This is a genomic window from Pseudomonas sp. SCT (assembly GCF_003864275.1).
Lineage (GTDB): Bacteria > Pseudomonadota > Gammaproteobacteria > Pseudomonadales > Pseudomonadaceae > Stutzerimonas > Stutzerimonas stutzeri_AE.
The window spans coordinates 324441-350842 of record NZ_BDJA01000001.1; the positions used below are offsets into that span (position 1 = coordinate 324441).

A 26402-nucleotide genomic window follows, 5' to 3' on the forward strand; every position below is an offset into this window, starting at 1 on the left:
CAACGCCTGTGCCGGATGCAACGGAGGATGACCGTGCGTTCGGAAGGGACCGGGTCGAGGCGGGTAGACGCTCGTAGGGCCTGGGCTCAGAGTCCGCCGTGTGGTGAATGGCGAGATATCACCGATTCTACGCACGTTCCCGTGCGTGAGCCAGGCGGGACGATTGCCGGTCTCGCGCCAGCCCGCGTGCTAGCCGGCCGGCGCTGTACGGAGCGCCGTTACTGCTGTCTTTCAGAACCTTTTTCCGGTCCATGACCGCCGGTCCGCTTGGCTGGCGGGTCAGAGATCGCTCGCTAGAGTCCATTTCCGACCGTAGTGCCAGCTGCGGCAGCCTTCAAGGCTGCTCAGCCACGGCGCGTGGTCACTCGCCAGGAGCACCCGTTTTGCGGAGGTAGCGGTTAGCGTTTGCTGGCGTTTAGTCCTTATACCAATGACAAGAACGAGGAAGACAGATGCACACATTCGCACGTGGATACTTAGGGGCTGCCGCTCTGCTGGTCCTGTCCGCTTCCGCCATGGCTGCGCCATTGCCGGACACGCCCGGTACGGCATTCCCCGCGGTTTCGAGCTTCGACAACTCCGGCCCATATGCGGTCAGCAGCCAGAGCGAAGGGCCGAACTGCCGGGTCTACCGGCCGCGCACCCTCGGCCAGAACGGTGTCCGGCACCCGATCATCCTCTGGGGCAATGGCACCGGTACCGGGCCGACCACCTATTCCGGACTGCTGACTCACTGGGCCAGCCATGGCTTCGTGGTCGCCGCGGCGGAGACCTCCAACGCCGGGACCGGCCGGGAAATGCTGGCCTGTCTGGATTATCTGGTGCAGGAGAGCAATCGCACGTACGGCACCTACGTTGGCGTGCTGAACACCGGGCGGGTCGCTACATCGGGCCATTCCCAGGGCGGTGGCGGGTCGATCATGGCCGGCCAGGACGACCGCGTGCGGGTGACCGCGCCGATCCAGCCGTACACCATCGGTCTCGGGCATGACTCGTCGTCGCAGCGCAATCAGCGCGGACCGATGTTCCTGATGTCCGGAGGGGCCGACACCATCGCGGTTCCCTATCTGAACGCCCAGCCGGTCTACACCCGCGCCAATGTTCCGATCTTCTGGGGTGAGCGGCGCTACGTCAGCCACTTCGAACCGGTCGGCAGCGGCGGCGAGTATCGTGGACCGACTACCGCCTGGTTCCGCTATCACCTGATGGACGACCAGTCGGCGCGGAGCACCTTCTACGGGCGTCTCTGCCGGCTGTGCACCAGCCTGCTCTGGAGTGTAGAGCGCAAGGGCATCGAATAGCGGCGTGAGTCGCGCGCAAGGCGACGGCTCGCCGTCGTCTTGCGCATCGGGGGGGGTGCGGATCAGCTGTTGGGCAGGATGCGACAGGTCAGGCTCTTGATGTAGCGCGTCTCGGGAATGGCTGGATGCACCGGATGATCCGGGCCCTGGGCGCCGCGCTCGAGCAGCTGGATGTTGCGGTCCAGATGGCGCGCGCTGCCGAGCAGGATGTTCTGCAGGTCGTCCTCGGGCAGATGCATCGAGCAGCTGGCGCTGACCAGAATGCCGTCCTTGTTCAGCAGACGCATGGCGGCTTCGTTGAGGCGACGGTAGGCGGCCTCACCGTTCTTCAGGTCCTTCTTGCGCTTGATGAAGGCCGGCGGATCGGTGATCACCACGTCGAAGCGCTCTTCCGCATTCTTCAGTTCCTTCATCGCCTCGAAGGCATCGCCCTCGACGCAGGTCATCTTCTCGGCCACGCCATTGAGCGCGGCGTTACGCTCGACACCATCCAGCGCGAACGCCGAGGCATCGACGCAGAACACTTCGCTGGCGCCGAAGGCCGCCGCCTGTACGCCCCAGCCACCGATGTAGCTGAACAGGTCGAGCACGCGCTTGCCCTTCACGTAAGGCGCCAGGCGCGCGCGGTTCATGCGGTGATCATAGAACCAGCCAGTCTTCTGGCCCTGCATGACCGGCGCCTCGAACTTCACGCCGTTCTCTTCCAGTGCCACCCATTCCGGCACCACACCGAACGCAGTATCGACGTAGCGCTCGAGGCCCTCGGCGTCACGGGCGCTGGAGTCGTTCTTCCACAGGACGCCGCTGGGCTTGAGTACCTGTACCAGCGCTTCGAGCACGGCGTCCTTGTTGCGCTCCATGGTGGCCGAGGCGAGCTGCACGACGAGGATGTCGAAGAAACGGTCGACGACCAGCCCCGGCAGCAGGTCGGAATCGCCGTAGACCAGGCGGTAGCAGGGCTGTTCGAACAGTCGCTCGCGCAGGCTCAGGGCAACCTTGATGCGGTGCACCAGCAGCGACTTGTCCAGGCTGTGCTTGAGGTCGCGCGACAGCAATCGCGCGCAGATCAGGTTGTTCGGCGATACCCCGACGATGCCCAGCGGCTTGCCGCCGGCCGCTTCGAGCACAGCCTGGTCCCCTGCGACGAAGCCGGCCAGCGGCGTGGCCGCGGTGTCGACTTCGTTGCTGTAGACCCAGAGGTGACCGGCGCGCAGGCGGCGATCGGCGTTGGCTTTGAGGCGCAGGCTGGGCAGGGTCATCGGCAGGGCTCCGGGAAAAAGACGGGCATTCTAAACGAGCCGCAGGTCACGCGCGCCGGCGCTGCGGGAAAATCCTCGCAGCGCCTGCCGCGCATCGTCCGGTCAGGCGGACAGGGCCTTGATCAGCGCCTGGCTGAACGCCGGGATGTCATCCGGTTTGCGGCTGCTTATCAGCTGACCGTGCACCACCACCTCCTGGTCCACCCATTCGGCGCCGGCGTTCTTCAGGTCGTCGGTAAGCGAGGGCCAGCTGGTCATGCGCTTGCCCTTGACCAGGCCGGCCGAGATCAGCAGCCAGCCGCCATGGCAGATCACCGCGATCGGCTTGTTCGCCGCGGCGGCATCGCGCACCAGCTGTTGTGCGGTTTCGTCGGTGCGAATGGTGTCGGAATTGACGACCCCACCGGGCAGCAGCAGCGCGTCGTAGTCATTCATATCGAGGCCGTCGAAGGTCTTGTCTACGTGAAACTTGCTGGCCGGCGTGGTGTGGTTCCAACCGGTCACCTCTCCGTTCTTGGCCGAAACGATCTCGGCGGTCGCTCCGGCATTTTCCAACGCGTCCTTGGGCCCGGTCAGCTCGACCTGCTCGAAGCCGTCGGTCACCAGTATTGCCACGCGCTTGCCAGCGAGAGATTGGCTCATCAGCATTGCCTCCTTCTGTCCTGTCGGTCGCCCCGCGGAATGCGGGTCACTTGAAATGTGACCCGCATCTCAGCCAAAGTTCGCCTTTTCGTGCCGATGGCACTTTGCCCTCTCCTTGAGCGTCCCTTCATGGCCGTTGACCTCTCCGCCGAACAGATTAGCCGGGTGCTACAAGGCATCAGCGTGCCTCCGCAACCGCAAATCATGGTCGACCTGCAGATGGAGCAGGTCATGCCCGTTCCGGATCTGAAGGCCATCTCGCGGCTGATCAGCCAGGACCCGGGACTGTCCGGCGCATTGCTGAAGATCGTCAATTCGCCATATTTCGGCCTCGCCAACCGCATCGCTTCCATTCAGCAGGCAGTGAATCTGCTGGGCTGCAATTCGGTGATCAACCTGATCAATGCCCAGTCGATCAAAGGCGAGATGAGTGACGAAACCATCGTCACCCTCAGCCGCTTCTGGGATACCGCACAGGATGTCGCGATGGCCTGCCTGACCCTTGCCAAGCGCATCGGCTACCAGTCGCCGGATGAGGCATACACCCTGGGCCTGTTCCATAACTGCGGTATCCCGTTGATGCTCAAGCGCTTCCCCGGCTACATGGCGGTGCTGGAGGAGGCCTATGCAAGCGCCGGGACTGAACAGCGCATCGTCGACATCGAGAACCGCGTGCTCAGCACCAACCATGCGGTGGTTGGTTACTTCACCGCCAAGTCGTGGAACCTGCCGTTGCACCTGTGCGATGCCATCGCCAATCACCACAACGCCCTGTCGTTGTTCTCAGACGACTCGGGACGCGATGCACCGATCAAGACGCTGCTGGCGATTCTCAAGATGGCCGAGCACATCTGTGCCTGCCATCGCGTGCTCGGCGCGCAGCCGGATGATCATGAGTGGGAAAGCATCTCCCAGCTGGTGCTCGAATATGTCGGGCTCTCGGAATACGATTTTCTCTGCCTCAAGGAAAGCATCCGCGAGCTTGGCGTGGGCTGACGCCCCGGCGTCGGCCTGCTAAGGTCGGCATCCCTTCGCTGTATCCAACGTCTGCCATGCCCGAACTCCCAGAAGTTGAAACTACCCGTCGTGGCATCGAGCCGCACCTGCTCGGTCAGCGCGTCGACCGCGTGCTGGTGCGCGACCGGCGCCTGCGCTGGCCGGTTCCGGAAGACCTTGATGTGCGCCTGTCCGGCCAGCGTATCGAGGCCGTCGAGCGGCGCGCCAAGTACCTGCTGATCAAGGCCGAAACCGGCACATTGATCGTCCATCTGGGTATGTCGGGCAGCCTGCGCCTGGTGGAAGCGGCGCAGCCGGTGGGCAAGCACGATCATGTCGATATCCTGCTGGAGTCCGGCCAGGCACTGCGCTACACCGACCCGCGGCGTTTCGGCGCGATGCTCTGGAGCGAGGAGCCACTCGCCCATGTGCTGCTGGCGAGCCTCGGGCCCGAGCCCTTGGGCGAGGATTTCGACGGCGACCGTCTGTATCGGCTGTCCCGCGGGCGGAGCATGGCGGTCAAGCCGTTCATCATGGACAACGCGGTGGTGGTGGGCGTCGGCAATATCTATGCGAGCGAGGCGCTGTTCGCCGCCGGCATCGACCCGCGGCGCCCGGCAGGAAGCATCTCGCGAGCGCGTTATCTCAAGCTGGGCGAGGAAATCCGGCGAATACTGGCGATGGCCATCGAGCGCGGCGGCACGACCCTGCGCGATTTTGTCGGCGGCGACGGCAAGCCCGGTTACTTCCAGCAGGAGCTGTTCGTCTACGGACGGGCCGGCGAATTCTGCAAGAGCTGCGGCTCGACCCTGCGCGAGATACGCCTCGGTCAGCGCGCCAGTGTCTATTGCAGCCGTTGCCAGCGTTGAGCGCTCGCAGACTGCGCGTGCATTGACGGCGTTCACGCTCAGCTTGCCCCGGCCACTGCTATAGTGGCCGCCACAACTAAAATTGCCGCGTTTCGCACAGCTGAAGGACCACACCATGAACCTGTTCCGCTCTACCGCTGCTGTCTTGGCACTGACCACTGGCCTGCTGGCGCTGCCGGCGCATGCGGAATCGGTTCCGCAGAATGTCAGCGGCGATCCGATGTACGCCGTTGAGGCACCCAAGGCCTACTCGATGATCGGCGATCTAGTCATCGCCCGTCCGCTGCTGATCGGCGCGACCGTGCTGGGCGCCGCCGCTTTCGTCGTCAGCCTGCCGTTCACCGCGCTGGGCGGTAACGTCGGCGAGGCTGGCAAGGCATTGGTGGTCGAGCCCGGCAAGGCGGCCTTCGTCCGTTGCCTGGGTTGCACCACCAGTGGCTATGGCGCCCAAAATTGATCGACATCATCCGCGCCGCGACTCGCCAGGCATGAGCCTTTCGGTCGCGGTGCTGCTGCAGTAGGCTTCGCCTCCCATTCCGCACCGCGAAGCCCAACGCTTGAACAATCGCTACTTCAAGATCCTTCTGCCGATCGTCGGCGTGCTGATGTTGTCCTGGTCGTTCTGGGCCAATGACGGCTGGCTCGAGCTTTGCGCGGGGCTCGCGCTTTTCCTGTTTGGCATGCAGTGCCTGGAGGAGGGGTTACGTCAGCTGGCCGGTAGCAAGCTCGAGCAGCTGTTGGCGCGTAGCACGGCAACCCCGCTCAAGGGGCTGCTGTTCGGAATCAGCGGCACCATGCTGCTGCAATCCAGCACGCTGGTTTCGCTACTCACCATCGCCTTTATCAGTACCGGGCTGATCAAGCTTGCGGGCGGCATCGCGATTTTGTTCGGCGCCAATCTGGGCTCTACGACGGGCATCTGGTTGCTCGCCCTGGCCGGGCAGAACGTCAGCCTCAGCCCGCTTGCCTTGCCGCTGCTGGTATTCGGTGTGCTGGCCAGCTTCACCGGCGACAAGGGCAAGGCAGCCGGGCGCATCGTGCTTGGCATCGCCTTCATCTTTCTCGGAATCGACCAGATCAAGGACGGCTTTTCTAGCTTCGGCAGCCTCGACCTGTCGCACTACCATGCGGGGGGATTGAAGGGGCAACTGCTGTTCGTCGCGATCGGGCTGCTCGCCACCGTGGTGCTGCAGTCCAGTCATGCGACGCTGATGCTGACGCTGACAGCGTTGGCGGCCGGGCAGCTGGATCTCGGGCAGGCGCTGGCGACCGCCATCGGTGCCAATGTGGGAACCACGGTGACCGCTGCCCTGGTAGGCTCGCTCGGCGGCAATCGGAGCGCCCAGCGGCTGGCGCTGGCGCACGTATTGTTCAACGTGGTGACCGCGCTACTGGCGCTGGTTCTGCTGCTGCCGCTGACCGATCTGGTGCGCTGGATCACCGAGCCCCTGGGGCTGGGTGGCAACACGCTGATTCAGCTGGCACTGTTCCATTCGTTGTTCAACGCCATGGGCGTCGCCCTGTTCTGGCCGTTTCAGCGGCAGCTGGCCGAGTTGCTGCAGCGGGTGCTGCCCGATCGTGTCGAGCCGACGGTGCTGATTACCGAGCTTGCCCAGGCGATGCCGGCAGAGCCGCTGACCCATGCGCGTTACCTCAACGATCGTGCGCTGGATTCGGCAGACGCTGCAGCCAGCGCGGTGGCGCAGGAGCTGCAGCACCTGGCGCGGTTGAGCCTGGAGGTGATCTGTCATGCGACCTACCTGCCGGTTGATCAGCTGCGGCAACAGGGCAAGATCGACGAAGCGCTGATCAACGCGAAACCCGAAGCGCAGGCGCTGGACGCCGAGCGGCTTTATCAGCGGCATATCAAGGGCGTGTATTCCGATCTGCTGGCCTTCATGGGCCGCCTGGAACTGCCCTTGGACGAAAGCCACCAGGCGTTCTGGCTGAGCTGTCAGGTGGCGGCTTTGCAACTGGTTGATGCAGTCAAGGATGCCAAGCACCTGCAAAAGAACCTCGGGCACTATCTGCGCACCGATGAATCTGCCGCGCGCCAGGCCTATGTCGAGTTGCGCCGGCATCTCTTGGAATCCCTACGGGAGATTCGTGCACTGAACCACTCGGAATTGCCCGATGAGCTCTGGCGCGAGCGGCTGAACTGGCTGGACGAGCGCGCGGCGCAATTCGATACCGAGTTCCGCCGCCGCCTGTTCGAGTCGATCCGCAACCACAAGCTGGATGGCCTGCAGACCAGTTCGCTGATGAACGATCTCGGCTATGCCAGTCGTATCATCCAGAGCCTGCGCAATGCGCTGCTGCTCGGCGAGGGGCATGAGCTGACGCGGCAGCTGCGTCAGCTCGCCGAGGACGACGGCCCGGTCATTCTGCAGCTGTAACCGGTTCGCGGCCTGCCGGCACTTTCAGGGCTCGGCCGATGCCGCGTGGGTCGCTGGCCGCCTCGACCGTGCCGCTCGGCTTGTGCCAATAGAGGACCTGCTGGTTGCCGTAGTCGCGCTCGATCAGTTTCGGCTGGTGGCCACGCTCGCGCAGGGCATCGAGCTGAGTCGGGGTGAAGGCATCGGCCTCGTACTGCAGTACGTCCGGCAGGTATTGGTGGTGATAACGCGGCACCGCCGGCCAGGCCTGCACCGGCTCGCCATCCAGATAAGACAGTGCCGAAAGCAGCACCATGCTCGGGATGCGGCTGCCGCCGGGCGTGCCGAAGGCGGCGAACTCCTCGGCGCTTTCGATGAAGGTCGGACTCATGCTCGACAGCGGACGCTTGCCGCCGGAGATGGCGTTGGCACTGCTGCCTTTCAGGCCATAGGCATTGCTGCCGTCGATGTCGGCGGCGAAATCGTCCATCTCGTCATTGAGCAGCACGCCGGTGCCGGGCACGGTGAAGGCGGCACCGAACATCATGTTCAGCGACAGCGTCGCGGCCACCGCATTGCCTTCGGCATCGATCACCGCGAAATGCGTAGTGTGCTCGCCCTCGCGCCAGCGCGGCGCTGGCGGCAGCGCGATGCTGGGCGTCGCCCGGTCGGGGTCGATGGAGCTGGCGAGCTGCTCAAGGTACTGGTCTGAAAGCAGATGTGGCAGCGGTGACGCGACGAAGTCCGGATCGCCCAGCAGGCCGCGGTCGCGATAGGCCCGGCGCAGCGCCTCGACCACCAGATGACTGCGTTGCAGCGGTTCGGCGTCGCGCCAGGCCAGACGTTCGAGGATGCCGAGGCTCTGCGCGAGGATCATGCCGCCGGCCGAGGGCGGCGGCGCGCCGATCAGCTCGCGGCCATCGGCGAGGGCGAGGCGCAGCGGCTCGCGCTCGACGGTGTGATAGTCGGCCAGATCCTGCAGTGTCCAGATGCCGCCGGCTGCTCGCACGCCTTGCACCAACCGCTCGGCCACCTCGCCGCGGTAGAAGCCATCACGGCCCTGGCTGGCGAGGCGCTCGAGGGTTTCGGCGAGTTCCGCCTGGCGCAGCAGATGGCCTTCGGCTGGCAGGTCCCCGTCGTGGAGAAACAGTCGCGCGCTCTCCGGATCATCGCGCAGCGCCGTGAGGCGCCAGCTAGCGCGATGGCGATAGACCGCATCCACGGCAAAGCCATCGCGAGCCAGCGCGATGGCCGGCGCCAGGGTGGTTTTCAGGGGCAGGCGGCCGCGCTTCTCGGCGAGTTCGACCAGCGCTGCCGGCGTGCCGGGAATCGCGGCGGCCAGCGGGCCGTTCAACGAGAGCTCGCGCTGGATCTCGCCATCGCGCAGGTACATGTCCGGCGTGGCAGCAGCAGGTGCGCGCTCGCGGGCATCGAGAAAAATGTGGCGGGCCGGGTCGCCGGCCTCGCGCAGCAGAAAGAAACCACCGCCACCGAGCCCGGACCCGTATGGCTCGACCACCGCCAGGGCTGCGCTGACCGCAACGGTGGCGTCGAAGGCGTTGCCGCCTGATTCAAGAATGTGCCGGCCGACTTCGCTGGCCAGCGGATGGGCCGTGGCCACGGCACCATTGGTGAGGGAGCTGCCCTGGGCCGCGCAGGCCAGCAGCAGGAGGGCGGCGAGACAACCCTGGAAGCCCTTGAGCAGGTTTTTCCGCAGGGTCGGTCGCCGCAGGATCATCACGCCTTGCCGGTGATGATCAGGTACTTCTGCATCAGTTCGTCCTTGCTCTCGACGTTGTTTTCGTCGAGCGGGATGCAGTCCACCGGACAGACCTGCTGACACTGCGGCTCATCGTAGTGGCCGACGCACTCGGTGCAGAGGTTGGGGTCGATGACGTAGATTTCCTCGCCCTGGGAAATGGCGCTATTCGGGCACTCCGGCTCGCACACATCGCAGTTGATGCAGTCATCGGTGATTTTCAGGGACATCCAGCTAACTCCTGCCATGGCTCTGACCACGGCACAGCAATATTACGACCGGGTAATTGTGCCGCATCGCCGGCCCGCGTGCACCCGACGCGGTACCGGCGGGCAGCGTCAGTTCTGGCCGAAGCGCTCGTGCAGCGCGCTCATCACCGCCGGGTGGACGAACTTGGATACGTCACCCTTGAGCGAGGCAATCTCCCGAACCAGCGTCGAGGAAATATAGGAATACTTTTCCGACGGCGTGAGGAACAGGCTTTCCACGTCGGGCGCCAGCTGGCGGTTCATGTTGGCCAGCTGGAATTCGTACTCGAAGTCCGATACCGCGCGCAGGCCGCGCAGCAGGATGTTGGCCTGCTGCTCCTTGACGAAGTGCGCCAGCAGCGTGGAGAAACCCATGACCTTCACGTTCGGCAGGTGCTTGGTGACTTCTTGAGCCAGCGCCACACGTTGCTCGAGCGGGAACAGCGGGTTCTTCTTGGGGTTGGCCGCCACGGCGATGATGACCTCGTCGAACAGGCGCGAGGCGCGTTCCACCAGATCGGCGTGGCCCATGGTGATGGGATCGAAGGTTCCCGGATACAACACTCGATTCATCGCGGCGTCCTGACGCATGCGTGGGGGTGTGGATGGTAGCGGCTCGGTGTCGACAGCGTAAAGCCTGAATGCCGTGCGGCGATCTGACGTGAATGGGAGTCAATCTCAGGACTTCTTCAGCCGATCATCCAGATCCGACGCCAATTTCGCGCACAGCGCGTAGATCGAGAGCTGGGGGTTGGCGCCGATGCTGGTGGGAAACAGCGAGCCGTCGTGTATGGACAGGTTGGCCAGCTGATGGTGCCGTCCCAGGCTGTCGGTCACCGCCTGGCGCGGGTCTTCGCCCATGGCGCAGCCGCCCATGACGTGGGCGCTGCCAAGGCGGGTGCGGTACAGCGCGAGGTCCAGAGCCTCGATCAGTTCACGGGCGGCACGCGGCGTACGCACGTAGCGGGCGTCGCCATGCAATGGCAGCACGGCACGGGCGCCGGCGGCGAACTGGATCTCGGCCATGCTGTGAAAGGCGCGGCGGATACCGTTCCAGGCATAGTCGGTCATGCGGTAGTCGAGCACCGGACTGCCATCGCTGCGCAGCTCGACCGTGCCCTCGGCGCTGTCCGGATGAAAGCCGTCGCGCTGCAGGGCGATCATCGCGTGGGTATGCAGCAGCGCGGCCATGCGCTGGGCATTCTCCGCGCCGAAGCCGCCAAGCAGGGTAGTCGCGAGCGCGGGATGGATGGGCGGAACTTCGAGCTTGTAGCCGGCCGGCCCGGTAACCCCGTCGCGCCACTGGAAGTGGTCGGAATAGATCGACTGTGGTGCGCCGCTGAAGGCATCGATGCGCTCGTCGAATTGCGCCGCGGAGAAGTTGGTCAGGTGCAGGAAGGTGCGTTTGCCGACGCGTTGGTGCGGGTCGGGAGCGTTCGAGCGCAGCAGCAAACCCGGCGTGTTGATGCCGCCGCCGGCCAGAATGTAGTGCCTGGCGACGACGCGGATGCGGTGTCCGTTCGGCTCTACGCCGCGTTCGTCCATGCCCAGGCAGTCCAGGCCGACGACCCGCTCGCCCTGCATCAGCAAGCGCTCGACGCGGCTGAGGTAGAGCAGTTCACCGCCGTTTTCCAGCATTGCGGGAATGCTGGTGACCAGCATCGACTGTTTGGCGTTGGTCGGGCAGCCCATGCCGCAGTAGCCGAGGTTCCAGCAGCCACGCACGTTGCGCGGGATCACCGCCCAGTGCTGGCCAAGGCTTTCGCAGCCGCGCTGCAGTACCGCGTTGTTGGCATTCGGCGGCACGGTCCAGGGCGCGATGCCGAGGCGCTGCTCCATGCGTTCGAACCAGGGCTGCAGCGTTTCGGCGGAAAGCCCGCTGACGCCGTGCTCACTGGCCCAATGCTGCAGGGTCTGCGGCGGTGTGCGAAAGCTCGAAGTCCAGTTCACCAGCGTGGTGCCGCCGACGGCGCGACCCTGCAGGATGGTGATGGCGCCGTCCTTGCTGGTGCGGCCGATGGCTTCCTGATAGAGCGAGCGGTAGGCGCGGCCCTCCTGCATGTCGAAGTCGCCGCTGGTGCGCAGCGCGCCTTCCTCGATCAGCAACACCTTGTAGCCGGCTGCGCTCAGCGCTTCGGCGCTGGTGGCACCGCCTGCGCCGCTGCCGACGATGGCGATGTCGGCTTCCAGGGTCAGGTCGCGTTGCAGTCGCGAGCCGTCGTGGGTCGTCCAGCCGCGGGCGAGGCCTTCGGCAAACAGATCGACAACAGGCATGCAGGCCTCCTTTGGTCAGACTTTGGGCGGGCCGGGGTAACCGCAGTGCGCCCAGGAGGCGGGGCTGGCGTACCAGGCCATGAGGATCATCTGCAATAACGAGGCGTGGCCCTGACGCAAAAGGGCCAGCGAGCTGTTCTGCCAGCGCTGCAGGAATGCCCGCAGCTCGTCATCCGAGGCGTGGCTCCAGTCGCCCCAGACCCCAGTCAACGGACCGCGGGTCAGCGGCAGGCTGAGCACATCGAACAGCTGCCGCACCTGCTGCGCCAGGGCCGGCGACAGATGCCGCAGCCCCAGGTCGAGACTGGCGAGGGTATCCTGCACTGCTTGTGGCATGGCCTCCCCGGGCGCCGCTCCTTGCAGCAGCAGCGACGTCAGGCGATTGAGCAGCGGCAGATCGCTTTCGCGCAGCATGGTGAAGCCACTCGCCGGACCGTCGGCAGCGGCACTGAGCGTTCGGCTGAGCAGGCCGCCTCCGGCCAGCACCGCGCTGCCGAGCAGGCCGATCTTGAGCAACTGGCGGCGGTTGACGGAGAGATCGGGCATCGTGACGTCGTGCTTCAGCGGATGAACAGAGCGTAGATCAGCTTCTGCCACCATCTGCCGTAGGGCGGGTAGATCAGCCGGGCGGCGTTGAAGCGCTGTTTGATGAACAGGCTCTTGGCCTTGCTGAAGGTGAGGAAGCCTTCGCGCCCGTGGTACTGCCCCATGCCTGAAGGGCCGATGCCACCGAACGGCAGGTCATCCTGCGCGACATGCAGCAGGGTGTCGTTCAGGCACACCCCGCCGGAGTGGGTCTTTTCCACTACGCGCTGCTGTTCAGCGCGGTCATAGCCGAAGTAGTACAGCGCCAGCGGCCGCGGCCGCGCGTTGACGTACGCCAGTGCTTCATCCAGGTCGCCGTAGGGCACGACCGGCAGCAGCGGGCCGAAGATCTCCTCGTGCATCACCCGCATGTGCTCGTTGACCTCGAGCAACAGGCAATGGGGCATGCGTCGCTGCTGTGCTTCGGCAAACAGCGGCATGATTCGCGCGCCCTTGGCCTGGGCATCGTCCAGGTAGTCCTGCAGCCGCGCCAGCTGGCGATCGTTGATGATCGCGCTGTAGTCGGGATTGTCCGCGAGGCTCGGATACAGGCGCTGTACGGCCTCGCGGTAAGCCGTAACGAAGCCTTCGATGCGATCCTGCGGCACCAGCACATAGTCTGGCGCGACACAGGTCTGCCCGGCGTTCATGCACTTGCCGAAGGCGATGCGTTCGGCGGCGTCGGTCAATGGAACGCTGGCCGAGACGATGGCCGGCGACTTGCCGCCGAGTTCGAGTGTCACCGGTGTGAGGTTCTCGGCCGCCGCACGCATCACGTCGCGGCCGATATGGGTTGCGCCGGTGAACAGCAGGTGGTCGAAGGGTAGCCGGGCGAAGGCGCGTCCCACCTCTACGTCACCGAGTACCACCGCCACCTGCTCCTCGGGAAATATCTGCGCCAGCAGAGCCCTGAGCAGCTGGCCGGTGGCCGGCGTCGACTCGCTCATCTTCAGCATTACCCGATTGCCCGCCGCCAGAGCGCCGATCAGCGGTCCGATGGCGAGATAGAGCGGGTAGTTCCACGGCACGATGATGCCGACGACGCCCAGCGGCTGATAGACCACCCGAGCGCTGGCCGGTTGGAAGGCCAGGCCGACACGCCGGCGCGAGGGTTTCATCCAACGGCGCAGGTGGCGACAGGCGTCGCGGATGCCGTGCAGGCTGGGCATGATTTCCGCCAGCAGGGTTTCGTCGGCCGAGCGATGACCGAAATCGGCGCTGATCGCTTCGATCAGCGCCGGCTGGTGGGTTGCCAGCACGTCGCGCAGGGCGTCCAACCAGCGTACCCGGTCTTCCTCTGAGGGCATGGGCGCGGCGAGAAACGCTGAGCGCTGACGCTGGAACAAGGCCTCCATGGTGGCAAGCGCTTGGGGGATGTCGGCAGACATGGAAGCTCCGGATAGTCTTGGCTGGAAGATTTCTAGAGTAATTGCTCTAAACTGTCAACGAAACGTGCTTACCTGCCTGCCGGCGTGTACCGTTGCTTTCTTCGTTTCGCCGCCGAGAACCGCTGCCTCATGGCACCCCGCACCAAGACCCGTGACCGCATCATCGAAGCCAGCCTGGAGCTGTTCAACGCCGAGGGCGAGCGGAACGTCACGACCAACCACATCGCCGCCCACCTCGGCATCTCGCCGGGAAATCTCTATTACCACTTCCCCAACAAGCAGGCGATCGTGGCCGAGTTGTTCATGCGCTACGAGGCGAGGGTCGATGGGTTTCTGCAGCTGCCGCTGCAGCGACCGATGCAGGTCCAGGACAAGGCGGTGTATCTCGAGGCACTGCTCGGTGCGATGTGGGACTACCGCTTTCTGCATCGGGATCTGGAGGGGCTGCTGGCTGCGAATCTCGAGCTTGCGCAGCGCTATCAGGTGTTCGCTGCTCGTTGCCTTCAGCATGCGCAGGCGATTTACCAGGGATTCGTCGCGGCCGGCATTCTGATGATGGACGACGCCCAGGCCGAGGCTCTGGCGCTCAATGCCTGGATCATTCTCACGTCCTGGGTGCGTTTCCTTGGCACGGTCAGCGCTGGCACGGAGCAGCTGGACCAGCTGCAACTACGCCGCGGTATCTATCAGGTCCTCGCTCTGGAAAGCGGCTTCGTCGCGCCGGCGGCTCGCGAGGCGGTAGCGGCGTTACAGTGGGAGTATTTCGTTGCGCTGGAGCCGCTGTTGCAAATGCCGGACGGCTGAAGCTGTTCGATGTCAGGGCGTTTCCGCCAGCCACTGCGGAATCCGCTGCTCCAGGTAGTATCGCGGCCGCCGTGGCGAGCCTTCGATAAAGCCGACATGCCCGCCGCGGGGGTGCAGTTCGAGGGTCGTGGTGGCGGACAGCTCGGCCGCATCCGGCACGCTGTGGCGGAATACGAAAGGATCGTCCTCGGCCTGGATCAGCAGGGTTGGCGTCGTGATCGTCGGCAGGTAGTAGCGGCTGGAGGCGCGGCGGTAGTAGTCCTGGGCGTCGCTGTAGCCATGCAGTGGCGCGGTGAAGCGGCCATCGAAGTCCCAGAAGGTACGCATGCCGTGCAGTGGCCCGAGGCTCTGCAGCGCACCGAGGTGCTCCTGCAGGCCCTCGCGCTGGAAGCGCTGTTGCTTGTCCTTCACATAGGCGACCATCGCTTTCATGAAATGCGCCTGGTAGATGCGGGAGAAGCCGAGGCCGATACGGTCGGCGCACTGGTCCAGGCGGAACGGCACGGACACTGCCACCGCTTTGCGCAGCGGACTACTGGCTGCCGTTTCGCCGAGATACTTGAGCAGTACGTTGCCTCCTAGCGAGTAACCCACCGCATACAGCGGCGCCAGCGGCCGGGATGCCTGCAGATGCCCGATCACTTCGGCGAGATCGTCGCTGGCGCCGGAATGATAGGCGCGCGGCAGCAGGTTGGGCTCGCCCGAGCAACCGCGCCAGTTGATGGCAACGCTGGCCCAGCCGCGCGCCGCCAGCTGCTGCTGCAGTCCAAGCACGTAAAGCGAATTCGATGAGCCGGTCAGCCCGTGCAACACCAGCACCAGTGGCGCCGTTGCTTCATGCGGGCCGTGCCAGTCCAGGTCGATGAAGTCGCCATCGGCCAGCCACAGCCGTTCGCGCTGGCGCTCAAGACGCGGCGGCTTGCGAAAGAACGGGTTCCATAGGGTCTGCAGGTGCGCTCCGGGGAGCCACCAGGCGGGTTGGAAGGTGTCGGGCACGATCGCTCGGGTTCCTCTGTTTGGCCTGACGTTAGAGCGTCGGCGCCAGGAAGAAAAGCACGATGCAGGCCTTGAATGGTGCCTGCCGCTCGGCGACTTATGCCTTTAGGGATATGGTCAGGACCGCTTAAGCGGTGGACAGTGACGCGATAGTCTTATCCGGAACCCTGCCCATGATGCCAACCCCCTTCGATCAACTGCTGGCCGCTGCGCGCGAGGAGCGCGAACCTCAGCGGCTGCTGTTCGTTTTCGTCAGTGCCGAACTGCCGGACGATGCCACCGAGGCCGAGCGCCAGCGCTTCGAGGAAAACGCCGGCGGCTCGCTGAAGCCGGTGCTCTGCGTCGACAAGCTGCCCGAGGAGCTGAGCGACTTCGCGGCGTTGCGCGACGAATCCGCGCGCACCGGGGTGGCCTGGGACCTGCTGTTCGCCGCCGCGCTGCCGGGGCAGGGCGGCATCACGCCGAACGCCGATGACGCCGAGCAGCCGCTGAAGATGATGGTCAGCGCCATCGAGACCGGCAATATCGGCCGCTTTCTCGCCTTCGATTGCAACGGTCAGACCGTCGATTTCTATTGAGGCCTTCGGCTTCAGCTCGAGGCGGAGCCGGACGGCACGCTGCGCTCCCATAGCGCGTAATGCACCTTGCCGGCTTTCTTTTCCCGGTGCAGTCGCCAGTTGCCTGGCAGGCCGAGGCTGGAGGGCACCGCTTCGCTTTCCGTGTAGATCCAGGCGTGTTCGGCCAGCCAGCCTTTCGTTTCCAGCAGCTCGCAGGCCGGCTGCAGCAGGTTCTTGTTGAATGGCGGGTCGAGGAATACCAGGTCGAAGGGTGTCGGCGACTGCGTATCCAGGTAGCGCAGGGCATCGCTCTGCAGCAACTGGCCATGGCCGCAGTTGAGCGTATCCAGATGCTTGCGCAAGCTGGCGATGGCGTTGGCATTGACGTCCAGCGCCAGGGCCATGCTGGCGCCGCGTGACAGCGCCTCGAGATAGATCGCGCCACTGCCGGTGAACGGGTCGAGCACCCGCGCGCCGGAGAGGTACGGGGCGATCCAGTTGAACAGGGTTTCGCGCACCCGGTCCGGCGTCGGCCGCAGGCCCTCGGCATCGGGGAAGCTGAAACGGCGCGAGCGCCATTCGCCGCCGATGATGCGCAACTGGCCCTGGCCGCCGTGGGCACCGGGTCGAATGGGTGGATTGGCCATCAGTGCTCCGGAACGCCGCTGGGCTGTTCGACTGGTTTATCGGTGGGCGGCGGCAGCGGTTGTTGTTCGACGCTGGGGCCGGCGGTGACGATGACGAAGGCATCTTCCTGCAGGTGTTTGTTCATCGCCGTCTTGACCTGTTCGACGGTCAGCGCCTGCACCTCGCCCATGAAATCCTCCAGGTAGGTCAGCGGCAGGTCGTAAAAGCCGATGCTGCCCAGCTGACCGACGATGTCGGCGTTGCTGGCGGTGGACAGCGGGAAGCTGCCGGCGATTTCGCGTTTGCTGCGCTGCAGTTCGGCCTCGCTGGGGCCCTCGGCGAGATAGTCGCGGACCAGCTGCTGCACCAGTTCCAGCGCACCGTCGGTGAGTTCGGCACGGGTCTGCATGCTGATCATGAATGGCCCTTCGGCGCGCATCGGGCTGAAGCCGGAATAGATGCCGTAGGTCAGGCCGCGCTTCTCGCGCACCTCTTCCATCAGCCGCGTACCGAAACCGCCACCACCGAGGATCTGATTGCCCAGGTACAGCGCTGCGTAGTCCGGGTGACCGCGCGGGATGCCGAGCTGGGCCAGCATCAGGTGGCTCTGGTTGGACGGGAAGTCGATATGGTGCTTGCCGGCCACGGGTGCCTTGGGCGTCGGCGTTGCGGGCAGCGCTGGGCCTTCCGGCAGGGCTGCGGAAACTTCGGCAGCGAGTGCTTCGGCTTCTTCACGGGAAAGGTCGCCGACCAGCGCGATCACCGCATTGCCTGCTGCATAGGCGCGGGCGTGGAATTCGCGTAGCTGCTCGACGCTGATCCCAGGCACCGACTCTGGCGTGCCTTCGCTCGGGTGCGCGTAGGGGTGGTCGCCATAGAGCTGCTCGAACAGCTCCAGACTGGCCAGCTTGCCGGGGTTCTGCTTCTGGAATTCGAAGCCGGCGAGCAGCTGGTTCTTGATCCGTTGCAGCGAGTCGGCTGGGAAGGTCGGCTGCCCGATGACCTGATTGAACAGCGCCAGGGCCGGCTCACGCTTGTCCGGCGCGCTCAGGCTGCGCAGGCTGACCACCGCCATGTCGCGGTAGGAACCGTTGCCGAAGTCGGCGCCGAGGCCTTCGAAGCCGCGGGCGATGGCGCTGACATCCTTGCCCTCGACACCCTCGTTGAGCATGGCGTTGGTCAGCAGCGCCAGGCCGGGTACTTCGCCATCCTGGCTGCTGCCAGCGGAAAAGGTCAGGCGCAAGTCGAACATCGGCAGCTCGCGAGCCTCGACGAACAGTACCTTGGCGCCCTCAGCGGTTTGCCAGCTCTGGATGTCCAGCTTGCGCCGGGCGAGCGGTTGGTCGCCGAGCTCGGCAAGCGACTCCAGGCGTGGCTTCTCAGACGTTGCGGGTTCCTCTGTCGGCACGGCCGGCTGGGCGGCTTCGCGCGCGACGTCCTGCTTCACCGGTTCGCCGGGTTGGGGCAGGGCCTTGGAGCCTTCATCGCAGCCCGCAAGCCCGAAACTGGCCACCAGCAGCAGGCCGAGCAGGCCATTGCGCAGGGCACTGAAATCATTCATCACGGGCTTCCTCGGGCAGAACATGGGCGACGCTCAGGCGGGAGCGGGTGAAGTAGGTGCTGGCGGCCTGCTGGATGTCTTCGGGCGTGACGGCTTCCAAGGCGTTCAGCTCCTCGTCCATCAGGCGCCAGGAAAGCCCGACGGTTTCCAGCTTGCCGATGGTGGTGGCCTGCTGGGTGATGGAGTCACGCTCGTAGACCAGGCCGGCGATGACCTGAGCACGCACGCGCTCGAGTTCGTCCGCCGAGGGTGCTGTCTGCTTGAGTGCCTCCAGCTCCTGCCACAGGCCGGCTTCGACTTCTTCCAGCGTACGGCCCTTCTGCATGTTCGGCGCGGCGCTCAAGACGAACAGGCTGTCGCCGCGGGCGTAGGCGTCGTACCAGGCCGAGGCGCTGGTGACCAATTCTTCGCCGCGCTCCAGCCGCTCTGGCAGGCGCGCGCTGTAGCCGCCGTCGAGCAGGGCAGAGATCAACCGCAGCGCATGGACCTGGCGGGCGTTTTCCTCGGTCGCCAGGCTCGGCGTATTGAAGGCCATCATCAGCGTCGGCAGCTGCGTCTTCACGTGCAGCCTGAGGCGCCGTTCGCCCGGTTCGGCCAGTTCCAGCGGGCGCTTGGCTGCCGGTACTTCACGTTTCTCGATGGCGCCGAAGAAGCGCTCGGCCAGCCCGCGGACCTCATCGGCGGTCACGTCGCCGACCACCACCAGGGTAGCGTTGTTCGGTGCGTACCACTGTTCGTACCAGGCGCGCAGCTCGTCAGCCTGCATGCGGTTGAGGTCGGCCATCCAGCCAATGGTCGGGTTGCGGTAGCCGCTGGCTGGGTAGGCGATGGTCTTGAAGCGCTCATAGGCCAGCGAGCTGGGCTTGTCGTCCGTGCGCAGGCGACGTTCTTCCTTGATCACCTCGATCTCGCGGGCGAACTCTTCCGGCGGCAGCTTGAGGCTGGCCAGGCGATCGGCTTCGAGTTCGAAGGCCACGGCCAGGCGGTCGCGTGCCAGGACCTGGTAGTAGGCGGTGTAGTCGTCGCTGGTGAAGGCATTTTCCTCGGCGCCAAGCTCGCGAAGGATGCGCGAGGCTTCGCCGGCATCGAGCTTGCGGCTGCCCTTGAACATCATGTGCTCGAGGGCGTGGGAGAGGCCGGTCTGGCCGGCCGTCTCGTAGCTGGAGCCAACCTTGTACCAGAGCTGTGACACCACCACGGGGGCGCGATGGTCCTCGCGAACGATCACTTTCAGCCCGTTGTCGAGGAAGAACTCGTGGGTTGGCTGGTTGTCTGCTGCTGCCAGCAGGGGCAGATAAAGCGCTCCGAGCAGCAGGGCGGCGGCGCGGCGTAAAATCAGAGGCATAGTCGGGACTCGTCCAGTTGGTGTCCGCCACGGCAGACTGGCAGGGCGGCAACACGGCAGCCATGGTACTGGTGCGTGCGGATCAGGCAAAGCCGGGATATCCGCTGCTTAACCGGCCCTGATAGAGGAGTCCGTGCTTAGCGCACCCGCTTTGCGAGGTGCTAGGATAGAGCCCGTTTGGCCGGCAGCGTGGCTGCCGGCGTATCGCACCCTTGAGAATACCTTCTCCATGTTTGGTTCCAACGACGACAAGAAGACGCCGGCCGAGCCCGGTGAAAAGAAAGGCCTGTTCGGCTGGCTGCGCAAGAAGCCGCAGCAGCCGGTGGCCGAGCAGCCCGCCGCCGAGCCGCAGGAAGACAGCCTGCCGCATGCCGAGCAGCCTGAGGCCGAAATCGCACAGCCGGTAATCGATGCCCCTGCGGTATTGTCCGAGCGGGCAGTCGAAGCCGAAATACTCCCAGAGCCAGAGCCAGAGCCAGAGCCAGAGCCAGAGCCAGAGCCGGTAATTGCACCTGTGCCGGTAGTGGCGGCTGCACCCGCCCAAGCGCCGGCCAAGCTCGGCTTCTTCGCGCGCCTCAAGCAGGGTCTGTCCAAGACCAGCTCCAGTATCGGCGAAGGCATGGCCAGCCTGTTTCTCGGCAAGAAGGCCATCGACGACGACCTGCTCGACGAGCTGGAAACCCGTTTGCTCACCGCCGACGTCGGTGTCGAGGCGACCACCGCGATCATGCAGAACCTCACCCGGCGTGTGTCGCGCAAGGAGCTGGCCGACAGCGGCGCGCTCTACACGGCACTGCAGGAAGAGCTCGCTGGCCTGCTCAAGCCTGTCGAGCAACCGCTCGTGGTCGACAGCGGCAAGCGCCCCTACGTGATCCTTGTGGTTGGCGTTAATGGCGTCGGCAAGACCACCACCATCGGCAAGCTGGCCAAGAAGCTGCAGCTCGAAGGCAAGAAAGTCATGCTCGCCGCCGGCGACACCTTCCGCGCCGCGGCGGTCGAGCAGCTGCAGGTATGGGGCGAGCGCAACAGCATTCCGGTGATCGCCCAGCACACCGGCGCTGACTCCGCCTCGGTGATCTTCGATGCCGTGCAGGCCGCCAAGGCGCGTGGCATTGACGTGCTGATTGCTGACACCGCGGGCCGTCTGCATACCAAGGACAACCTGATGGAGGAGCTGAAGAAGGTCCGTCGGGTGATGGGCAAGCTCGACGATTCCGCTCCCCATGAAGTGCTGCTGGTGCTCGACGCCGGCACCGGCCAGAACGCCATCAACCAGACCCGGCAGTTCAATCAGTCGGTCGAGTTGACCGGCCTGGTGCTGACCAAGCTCGACGGTACCGCCAAGGGCGGGGTCATCTTCGCCCTGGCCAAGCAGTTCGGCACGCCGATCCGTTACATCGGTGTGGGCGAGGGGATCGACGATCTGCGCACCTTCGAGGCCGATGCCTTCGTCAAAGCGCTTTTCGCCCAGCGGGAAGACGCATGATCCGTTTTGAACAGGTCGGCAAACGCTACCCCAACGGCCACGTCGGGTTGCATGAGCTTTCCTTCCAGGTGCGTCGCGGCGAATTCCTCTTCGTCACCGGCCACTCCGGCGCCGGTAAAAGCACACTGCTGCGCCTGCTGCTGGCTATGGAGCGCCCTACCAGCGGCAAGCTGCTGCTGGCCGGGCAGGATCTGTCGCGGATCACCAATTCGCAGATTCCTTTCCTGCGCCGGCAGATCGGCGTGGTGTTCCAGAACCATCAGCTGCTGTTCGATCGAACCGTGTTCGATAACGTCGCCCTGCCGCTGCAGATTCTCGGGCTCAACAAGCGCGAGATCGGCCAGCGGGTGATGACCGCGCTGGAGCGCGTCAGCCTAAAGGACAAGGCGCTGCAGTACCCGGCCGATCTTTCCACCGGTCAGCAGCAGCGTGTCGGTATCGCCCGCGCCGTGGTACATCGCCCGGCCCTGCTGCTGGCGGACGAGCCTACCGGCAACCTCGACCCGCGGCTGGCGGCGGAGATCATGGGCGTTTTCGAAGACATCAATCGCCTCGGCACCACCGTGCTGATCGCTAGTCACGACCTGGCGCTGATCGCGCGGATGCGTCATCGCATGCTGACCCTGCAGCGCGGTCGCCTGATCGGTGACGGGGAGGCCAGCCGATGAGCAGCGAACGCAATCCCAAGACCACCCCGAGCACGGCCGAGCGTGTCGGTGGCTCGGTGAAGAAGCCCGAGCAACCGCATAGTGACGAGCCGGACTTCAAGACGTTGTTCCACGCCTGGCTGGAAAGCCACCGGGCCAGCCTGGTCGACAGCCTCGGTCGTCTGCTCAAGCAGCCGATCGGCAGCTTCTTCACCTGCCTGGTGATGGCCGTGGCGCTGAGCCTGCCGATGGGCCTGGCGTTGCTGCTGGACAATGTCGAGCGGCTTGGCGGCTCCTGGCAGCGCGCAGCGCAGATTTCCCTGTTCATGCAACTGGATGTGGACGCAGGTGCGGGTGAGCGCTTGCGCGACGAGGTCACCGACATGCCCGATGTGGCAACAGCGGACTGGGTCAGCCGTGAGCAGGCTCTGGAAGAGTTTCAGCAGCTTTCCGGACTCGGCGAAGCGCTCAAGGAACTGCCGGAGAATCCGCTGCCGGGCGTGATCGTGGTGACGCCCAATGAAGTCGACAAGGACAAGCTCGAAGCGCTACGCCTGCAGCTGGCCGAGCTGCCTGGCGTGCAGCAGGCCCAGCTGGATCTGCTCTGGGTCGAACGTCTGACGGCGATTCTCAAGCTCGGCGACCGCTTCGTCTTCGGTCTGACCCTGTTGCTGATCGCCACGCTGCTGCTGGTGATCGGCAACACCATTCGCCTGCATATCGAGAACCGCCGCACCGAGATCGAGGTGGTCAAGCTGGTCGGCGGCACCGACGGTTACGTGCGCCGGCCTTTCCTTTACATGGGCGCCATTTACGGGCTGGGCGCGGGGCTGATCGCCTGGCTGCTGCTGGCTTACGGCTTGGGTTGGCTGAACGAGGCGGTGGTGAGTCTGGCCGGTCTCTACGGCAGCGATTTCGGTCTGGAAGGCGTTCCGGCTGGTGATGCACTGTCGCTGGTGATCGGTGCGGTGCTGCTCGGATACATAGGCGCCTGGCTGGCTGTTGCGAGGCACCTCAGCGAGCTTGCTCCGCGATAAAAAACTCTTTTAATAACAATGACTTGACTGGTCTCCTGTGGAACTTTTCCACAGGCTTGCAGTCTCATGCGGCAATGCTAAACTGCTGCAGCTTCGTCATTGGAGGTACTGCATGACAACTACTCTGCAACCTGTTCAAGCGCTAGTCCCGGGAGCCAATCTCGAGGCCTACGTGCAGACCGTGAACAGCCTCCCGCTGCTCACCGTCGAGCAGGAGCGCGAGCTGGCCGGGCGCCTCTTTTATCATCAGGATCTCGAAGCAGCCCGGCAAATGGTGCTGGCGCACCTGCGTTTCGTCGTTCATATCGCTCGCAGCTATTCCGGCTACGGACTGGCCCAGGCCGACCTTATCCAGGAAGGCAATGTCGGCCTGATGAAGGCGGTCAAGCGTTTCAATCCGGAGATGGGCGTGCGGTTGGTGTCGTTCGCCGTGCACTGGATTCGCGCCGAGATTCACGAGTTCATCCTGCGCAACTGGCGCATCGTCAAGGTCGCGACCACCAAGGCGCAGCGCAAGCTGTTCTTCAATCTGCGCAGCCAGAAGAAGCGTCTGGCCTGGCTGAACAACGATGAAGTGACCGCCGTGGCTGATAGCCTGGGCGTCGAGCCGCATGAAGTGCGCGAGATGGAAAGCCGTCTGACCGGCCACGACATGGCCTTCGATCCGGCGGCTGATGCCGACGACGACAGCGCGTACCAGTCGCCGGCGCATTATCTGGAAGATCATCGCTACGACCCGGCCCGTCAGCTGGAAGATGCCGACTGGAGCGACAGCTCCACTTCCAGTCTGCATACGGCGCTCGAGGGTCTTGATGAGCGCAGCCGGGACATTCTCCAGCAGCGCTGGCTGAACGAGGACAAGGCCACCCTGCATGACCTGGCGGCCAAGTACAACGTGTCGGCCGAGCGCATTCGTCAGCTGGAAAAGAATGCGATGAACAAACTCAAGGGCTCGATTCAGGCCTGACGCGCGGCAGCGTAGAAAAGCGAAACGCGGGATGCCATTGGCTCCCGCGTTTTTTGTTGCCCGCCGTTCACCACGGCTGCCGCCTGCCTAGGCCTTCCCGTTATTGGCTTGGCGAACGTTGTCTCGCGCTTTCTCTACTGCCGTCAGCAGCTGGACGTTGGTGATCGGCTTGTGCAGCCAGACGATCCGCTCGGGGAACTGCGCCTGGTCGAACTGATGCGCCGCGGAAATGACGACGATAGGCAGGTTCTGCATGGCCGGCTTTTCGCGCAGCTCATCGATCAGCTGCATGCCGCTGCCGTCGGGAAGGTGCAGGTCGAGCGTCATGGCCTCGTAACGGCCAGCAGCGAGCTTTTCTCGAGCCTGGTGCAGGCTCTGGACGCGCTCCACGCCGTAACCGCCTTCGCGCAGCATCATATGCAGCAGGCGCCCGGTGTCCGGCTCGTCCTCGACTACCAGGATGCGCGGCAGGTCGTCGCGGCTGTCTGTTTCGCTGGCCAATTGCTGAATCGGAAGCTCGCACCAGAAGGTGGTGCCCTGGCCGGAAGGGCAATCGAAGCCGACCGTACCACCCATGCGCTCGATCAGCTCCTTGGTAATCGCAAGGCCGAGACCGGTACCGGACTTCTGCCGGCTATCGGATGCGTCTGCCTGGGCGAACTTCTCGAATACGCGCGAGCGAAACGCCTCGGGAATGCCCGGGCCCTGGTCGGTGACGCTGATGCGTACCCGTGGTCCACGCAGACTGCTGTGCAGGCGGATCTCGCCACCCTGCGGGGTGAACTTGACGGCATTGGACAGGAAATTGCCGAGAACCTGTTGCAGGCGCATACCGTCTACCCAGACGAGCACGTCGACCGGGTGATCGAGGCTGCAACGGATGCCGTGCTGCTCGCACAGCGCCTGATTGCTTGCCAGTGATTCCTCGAGCAGATCGCCGAGGGAGTGTTCGCGCAGTTCGAAGGACATCTTGCCGGCGGCGATCTTCTCCATGTCCAGCAGGTCGTTGATCAGATGGCCCAGGCGCAGGCTGTTGCGGTAGGCGATCTCGAGCATCTGTTGCATGGACGCAGGTGCGCTGCCGAGCGCGCCGCCGACAATCAGGCCAAGCGCGCCGCTGATGGAGGTCAGTGGGGTGCGCAACTCATGGCTGACCGTGGACACGAAGTCGTTCTTCATCTGCTCGACGCGCTTGCGTTCGGTCAGGTCCATCAGCGTGCCGCTGATGCGTTGCGCCATGCCCTGTGCATCGCGCTGGATGTAGCCGCGCAGCAACACGGGTACGACATGGCCGTGCTTGTGCTGCAGGCGCAGTTCGGTGGTGAAGTGATCGACATTGGAGAGCATGGTTTGCGCCAGGCGCGCCTTCTGCTGCGCCAGGTCTTCGGCAACCGTCACGCGTTCCCACAGCTTGAGGTCGCAGGTCAGTTCGTTGGGGCGATAACCGAGAATCTCCCAGGCGCGGGGCGAGGCGTACATGCTGCCGGCATCCAGATCGAGATCCCAAAGGCCATCGTTACTTCCTTTGAGCGCCAGTGACAGGCGCTCCTCGCTCAAGCGCAGGTCGTGTCTGCTCTGGCGGATGTGTCGGGTCATCTCCTCGGCCATCGCCTGTGCTCGGCTGTGACGCAGCGCCAGCGACGAGGTCAGGAAGAACACCAGCAGGCTGAGGCCAAGCCCCAGCGCCATGACCAATGCCTCGTTGGAGTGGAAGCGGTTGTCGAACTCCGGCAGGCTGTCCAGGCGCAGTGTCCAGGTCTGCCCGTAAAGATTCAGCTGCTGAACCTGGCTGTAACGCGAGTGGTCAGGACTGACGGTTTCCCTGGATGCATAGATCAGCTGTTCGACCTGTTCGCCGTCGCTGGCATAGATATGCAACGCCAGTGGCAGATCGGCGGCGCGCAGTATGCCGCGCATCAGGTCTTCGACCCGATAGGGGCTGTAGACGAAGCCGATCAGCGCCTGCATGCGCTGCTTCGGCGTCAGCAGCGACGCGCCTGGCTGATACACCGGTACATAAAGCAGTACACCGGCCTGCACCTTGCCGTGGGTCTCCTGCATAAGCGTCACCTTGCCGGTGATGCTCGTTTCGCCTAGCTGCGCGGCGCGGCGCATGGCACGCCGGCGGGTCGGCTCGGAATACATGTCGTAGCCGAAGGCTGCCAGGTTGCGGCCGACGAAGGGCTCGAGAAAGATGATCGAGGTATAGAAGTCGCGTGGGCCGGGCGGGTAGATGTCGTAATCCGGAAAGCCCTGCGCGCGAATGCGCGCAACATGCGCGTCCCGCGAGGCGGCTGGAATGGCCTGGGTGAACCCCACCCCCTGGATACCGGGGTAACGGTCCGGTAGCAGCAAGCGTTCGACATATGCATGCCATTGCTCGCGGCTGACCTGCTCGACGGCATCGAACAGGCCCGCTCCGCCCAAGAGGATCTGCTCGTGGTCGCGCAGGCGTTTGCGAATCGCTTCGGTGACCTTCTCGCTGAGCATCTCGAACTGCTGCTCGGCGGCGCGATTCTCGCTGCTGCGCAGGTTGTGCCAGACCACCAGTTGCACCAACAGGGTGAATAGCAGCATCGCCCAGGCGATGCCGTTGCGTCGGCTGAAGAGCTGCCGGAGACCCTGGATCGGTCTTTGCTGATTCACGGGATCGCTCATGCCTTCACTGCGGTGTGCTGT

General features: G+C 64.6%; 24 protein-coding genes. 11 read left to right on the forward strand and 13 right to left on the reverse strand.

Annotated elements, in window-relative coordinates:
• Positions 1–452 precede the first annotated feature (452 nt).
• Entirely contained in the window at positions 453–1301 is an 849-nt protein-coding gene (locus tag BHD08_RS01565; RefSeq protein WP_015275247.1) for a hypothetical protein, read from the forward strand.
• A gap of 62 nt (positions 1302–1363) precedes the next feature.
• Here BHD08_RS01565 and BHD08_RS01570 read toward each other — a convergent pair whose 3' ends face one another.
• Together BHD08_RS01570 and BHD08_RS01575 are read right to left on the reverse strand one after the other, a co-directional pair.
• Positions 1364–2560: a class I SAM-dependent rRNA methyltransferase gene (locus BHD08_RS01570; protein ID WP_125020582.1), complete on the reverse strand. Its 1197-nt coding sequence runs from the start codon at positions 2558–2560 to the stop codon at positions 1364–1366.
• Positions 2561–2662: 102 nt separating this feature from the next.
• The gene (locus tag BHD08_RS01575; protein WP_125020583.1) at positions 2663–3202 is read right to left on the reverse strand and encodes a type 1 glutamine amidotransferase domain-containing protein; all 540 of its coding nucleotides are present in this window, start codon (positions 3200–3202) and stop codon (positions 2663–2665) included.
• Positions 3203–3385: 183 nt separating this feature from the next.
• Between BHD08_RS01575 and BHD08_RS01580 the strand changes: the two genes are divergently transcribed.
• The 4 genes from BHD08_RS01580 (at position 3386) to BHD08_RS01595 (ending at position 7463) form a co-directional block, all read left to right on the forward strand.
• On the forward strand, positions 3386–4198 hold the full coding sequence (locus BHD08_RS01580) for an HDOD domain-containing protein (RefSeq protein ID WP_177412629.1): 813 nt from the start codon (positions 3386–3388) through the stop codon (positions 4196–4198).
• Positions 4199–4254: 56 nt separating this feature from the next.
• Positions 4255–5067, forward strand: coding sequence for a bifunctional DNA-formamidopyrimidine glycosylase/DNA-(apurinic or apyrimidinic site) lyase (gene mutM, locus BHD08_RS01585; RefSeq protein ID WP_125020584.1), 813 nt, complete (start codon positions 4255–4257; stop codon positions 5065–5067).
• 115 nt (positions 5068–5182) lie between these two features.
• A complete protein-coding gene (locus BHD08_RS01590; protein ID WP_015275252.1) occupies positions 5183–5524 on the forward strand; it encodes a hypothetical protein in 342 nt (113 codons plus the stop codon).
• Between the two features lie 148 nt (positions 5525–5672).
• Positions 5673–7463 (forward strand): Na/Pi cotransporter family protein, encoded by a 1791-nt coding sequence (locus BHD08_RS01595; protein WP_375708237.1) that lies wholly within the window; start codon positions 5673–5675, stop codon positions 7461–7463.
• Here BHD08_RS01595 and ggt read toward each other — a convergent pair.
• From ggt to BHD08_RS01625, 6 genes are all read right to left on the reverse strand, one after another.
• Positions 7447–9180, reverse strand: coding sequence for a gamma-glutamyltransferase (ggt, locus tag BHD08_RS01600; RefSeq protein WP_125020586.1), 1734 nt, complete (start codon positions 9178–9180; stop codon positions 7447–7449). The genes BHD08_RS01595 and ggt overlap by 17 nt on opposite strands.
• Positions 9180–9431, reverse strand: a complete 252-nt coding sequence (locus tag BHD08_RS01605; protein ID WP_003303200.1) for a YfhL family 4Fe-4S dicluster ferredoxin — start codon at positions 9429–9431, stop codon at positions 9180–9182. Before BHD08_RS01605 ends, ggt begins: the two co-directional genes overlap by 1 nt.
• A 108-nt stretch (positions 9432–9539) precedes the next feature.
• Positions 9540–10022 carry a pantetheine-phosphate adenylyltransferase gene (gene coaD / locus BHD08_RS01610; RefSeq protein ID WP_014818712.1) on the reverse strand — a complete coding sequence of 161 codons (483 nt, stop codon included), beginning with the start codon at positions 10020–10022 and terminating at the stop codon, positions 9540–9542.
• Between the two features lie 105 nt (positions 10023–10127).
• Positions 10128–11723, reverse strand: a complete 1596-nt coding sequence (locus tag BHD08_RS01615; RefSeq protein WP_125020587.1) for a GMC family oxidoreductase — start codon at positions 11721–11723, stop codon at positions 10128–10130.
• 15 nt (positions 11724–11738) lie between these two features.
• Complete coding sequence (locus tag BHD08_RS01620; protein WP_125020588.1) at positions 11739–12269, reverse strand: twin-arginine translocation pathway signal protein; 531 nt, start codon at positions 12267–12269, stop codon at positions 11739–11741.
• A 14-nt stretch (positions 12270–12283) separates the two neighbouring features.
• The gene (locus BHD08_RS01625; RefSeq protein ID WP_125020589.1) at positions 12284–13696 is read right to left on the reverse strand and encodes a coniferyl aldehyde dehydrogenase; all 1413 of its coding nucleotides are present in this window, start codon (positions 13694–13696) and stop codon (positions 12284–12286) included.
• A 129-nt stretch (positions 13697–13825) separates the two neighbouring features.
• Here BHD08_RS01625 and BHD08_RS01630 point away from each other — a divergent pair, with 129 nt between their 5' ends.
• On the forward strand, positions 13826–14500 hold the full coding sequence (locus BHD08_RS01630) for a TetR/AcrR family transcriptional regulator (RefSeq protein WP_125020590.1): 675 nt from the start codon (positions 13826–13828) through the stop codon (positions 14498–14500).
• 12 nt (positions 14501–14512) lie between these two features.
• Here BHD08_RS01630 and BHD08_RS01635 read toward each other — a convergent pair whose 3' ends face one another.
• On the reverse strand, positions 14513–15496 hold the full coding sequence (locus tag BHD08_RS01635; RefSeq protein WP_125020591.1) for a hydrolase: 984 nt from the start codon (positions 15494–15496) through the stop codon (positions 14513–14515).
• 173 nt (positions 15497–15669) lie between these two features.
• Between BHD08_RS01635 and BHD08_RS01640 the strand changes: the two genes are divergently transcribed.
• Positions 15670–16074 (forward strand): hypothetical protein, encoded by a 405-nt coding sequence (locus BHD08_RS01640; RefSeq protein WP_015275264.1) that lies wholly within the window; start codon positions 15670–15672, stop codon positions 16072–16074.
• Between the two features lie 11 nt (positions 16075–16085).
• Here BHD08_RS01640 and rsmD read toward each other — a convergent pair whose 3' ends face one another.
• The 3 genes from rsmD to BHD08_RS01655 are packed head-to-tail and all read right to left on the reverse strand — an operon-like array spanning position 16086 to position 19586.
• Positions 16086–16700: a 16S rRNA (guanine(966)-N(2))-methyltransferase RsmD gene (rsmD, locus tag BHD08_RS01645; protein ID WP_015275265.1), complete on the reverse strand. Its 615-nt coding sequence runs from the start codon at positions 16698–16700 to the stop codon at positions 16086–16088.
• Positions 16700–18241 (reverse strand): pitrilysin family protein, encoded by a 1542-nt coding sequence (locus tag BHD08_RS01650; RefSeq protein ID WP_015275266.1) that lies wholly within the window; start codon positions 18239–18241, stop codon positions 16700–16702. Before BHD08_RS01650 ends, rsmD begins: the two co-directional genes overlap by 1 nt.
• Positions 18234–19586 carry a pitrilysin family protein gene (locus BHD08_RS01655; protein ID WP_125020592.1) on the reverse strand — a complete coding sequence of 451 codons (1353 nt, stop codon included), beginning with the start codon at positions 19584–19586 and terminating at the stop codon, positions 18234–18236. The genes BHD08_RS01650 and BHD08_RS01655 overlap by 8 nt, the downstream gene beginning before the upstream one ends.
• A gap of 229 nt (positions 19587–19815) precedes the next feature.
• Here BHD08_RS01655 and ftsY point away from each other — a divergent pair, with 229 nt between their 5' ends.
• From ftsY to rpoH, 4 genes are all read left to right on the forward strand, one after another.
• Positions 19816–21072, forward strand: a complete 1257-nt coding sequence (gene ftsY, locus BHD08_RS01660) for a signal recognition particle-docking protein FtsY (protein ID WP_125020593.1) — start codon at positions 19816–19818, stop codon at positions 21070–21072.
• Complete coding sequence (gene ftsE, locus BHD08_RS01665) at positions 21069–21740, forward strand: cell division ATP-binding protein FtsE (protein ID WP_102824023.1); 672 nt, start codon at positions 21069–21071, stop codon at positions 21738–21740. Before ftsY ends, ftsE begins: the two co-directional genes overlap by 4 nt.
• Positions 21737–22756, forward strand: a complete 1020-nt coding sequence (gene ftsX, locus BHD08_RS01670; protein WP_125020594.1) for a permease-like cell division protein FtsX — start codon at positions 21737–21739, stop codon at positions 22754–22756. Before ftsE ends, ftsX begins: the two co-directional genes overlap by 4 nt.
• A gap of 112 nt (positions 22757–22868) precedes the next feature.
• On the forward strand, positions 22869–23723 hold the full coding sequence (gene rpoH, locus BHD08_RS01675) for an RNA polymerase sigma factor RpoH (RefSeq protein ID WP_015275271.1): 855 nt from the start codon (positions 22869–22871) through the stop codon (positions 23721–23723).
• A gap of 87 nt (positions 23724–23810) precedes the next feature.
• Here rpoH and BHD08_RS01680 read toward each other — a convergent pair whose 3' ends face one another.
• Positions 23811–26381, reverse strand: a complete 2571-nt coding sequence (locus BHD08_RS01680; protein ID WP_125020595.1) for a CHASE domain-containing protein — start codon at positions 26379–26381, stop codon at positions 23811–23813.
• Positions 26382–26402 lie beyond the last annotated feature (21 nt).

Excerpts from the sequence above, each read along its gene's own strand:
- BHD08_RS01565 (WP_015275247.1), top strand. The coding sequence starts at position 453 with ATGCACACATTCGCACGTGGATACTTAGGGGCTGCCGCTCTGCTGGTC.
- BHD08_RS01570 (WP_125020582.1), bottom strand. The coding sequence starts at position 2,560 with ATGACCCTGCCCAGCCTGCGCCTCAAAGCCAACGCCGATCGCCGCCTG.
- BHD08_RS01575 (WP_125020583.1), bottom strand. The coding sequence starts at position 3,202 with ATGAGCCAATCTCTCGCTGGCAAGCGCGTGGCAATACTGGTGACCGAC.
- mutM (WP_125020584.1), top strand. The coding sequence starts at position 4,255 with ATGCCCGAACTCCCAGAAGTTGAAACTACCCGTCGTGGCATCGAGCCG.
- BHD08_RS01590 (WP_015275252.1), top strand. The coding sequence starts at position 5,183 with ATGAACCTGTTCCGCTCTACCGCTGCTGTCTTGGCACTGACCACTGGC.
- BHD08_RS01595 (WP_375708237.1), top strand. The coding sequence starts at position 5,673 with ATGTTGTCCTGGTCGTTCTGGGCCAATGACGGCTGGCTCGAGCTTTGC.
- ggt (WP_125020586.1), bottom strand. The coding sequence starts at position 9,180 with ATGATCCTGCGGCGACCGACCCTGCGGAAAAACCTGCTCAAGGGCTTC.
- BHD08_RS01605 (WP_003303200.1), bottom strand. The coding sequence starts at position 9,431 with ATGTCCCTGAAAATCACCGATGACTGCATCAACTGCGATGTGTGCGAG.
- coaD (WP_014818712.1), bottom strand. The coding sequence starts at position 10,022 with ATGAATCGAGTGTTGTATCCGGGAACCTTCGATCCCATCACCATGGGC.
- BHD08_RS01615 (WP_125020587.1), bottom strand. The coding sequence starts at position 11,723 with ATGCCTGTTGTCGATCTGTTTGCCGAAGGCCTCGCCCGCGGCTGGACG.
- BHD08_RS01620 (WP_125020588.1), bottom strand. The coding sequence starts at position 12,269 with ATGCCCGATCTCTCCGTCAACCGCCGCCAGTTGCTCAAGATCGGCCTG.
- BHD08_RS01625 (WP_125020589.1), bottom strand. The coding sequence starts at position 13,696 with ATGTCTGCCGACATCCCCCAAGCGCTTGCCACCATGGAGGCCTTGTTC.
- BHD08_RS01630 (WP_125020590.1), top strand. The coding sequence starts at position 13,826 with ATGGCACCCCGCACCAAGACCCGTGACCGCATCATCGAAGCCAGCCTG.
- BHD08_RS01640 (WP_015275264.1), top strand. The coding sequence starts at position 15,670 with ATGATGCCAACCCCCTTCGATCAACTGCTGGCCGCTGCGCGCGAGGAG.
- rsmD (WP_015275265.1), bottom strand. The coding sequence starts at position 16,700 with ATGGCCAATCCACCCATTCGACCCGGTGCCCACGGCGGCCAGGGCCAG.
- BHD08_RS01650 (WP_015275266.1), bottom strand. The coding sequence starts at position 18,241 with ATGAATGATTTCAGTGCCCTGCGCAATGGCCTGCTCGGCCTGCTGCTG.
- BHD08_RS01655 (WP_125020592.1), bottom strand. The coding sequence starts at position 19,586 with ATGCCTCTGATTTTACGCCGCGCCGCCGCCCTGCTGCTCGGAGCGCTT.
- ftsY (WP_125020593.1), top strand. The coding sequence starts at position 19,816 with ATGTTTGGTTCCAACGACGACAAGAAGACGCCGGCCGAGCCCGGTGAA.
- ftsE (WP_102824023.1), top strand. The coding sequence starts at position 21,069 with ATGATCCGTTTTGAACAGGTCGGCAAACGCTACCCCAACGGCCACGTC.
- ftsX (WP_125020594.1), top strand. The coding sequence starts at position 21,737 with ATGAGCAGCGAACGCAATCCCAAGACCACCCCGAGCACGGCCGAGCGT.
- rpoH (WP_015275271.1), top strand. The coding sequence starts at position 22,869 with ATGACAACTACTCTGCAACCTGTTCAAGCGCTAGTCCCGGGAGCCAAT.
- BHD08_RS01680 (WP_125020595.1), bottom strand. The coding sequence starts at position 26,381 with ATGAGCGATCCCGTGAATCAGCAAAGACCGATCCAGGGTCTCCGGCAG.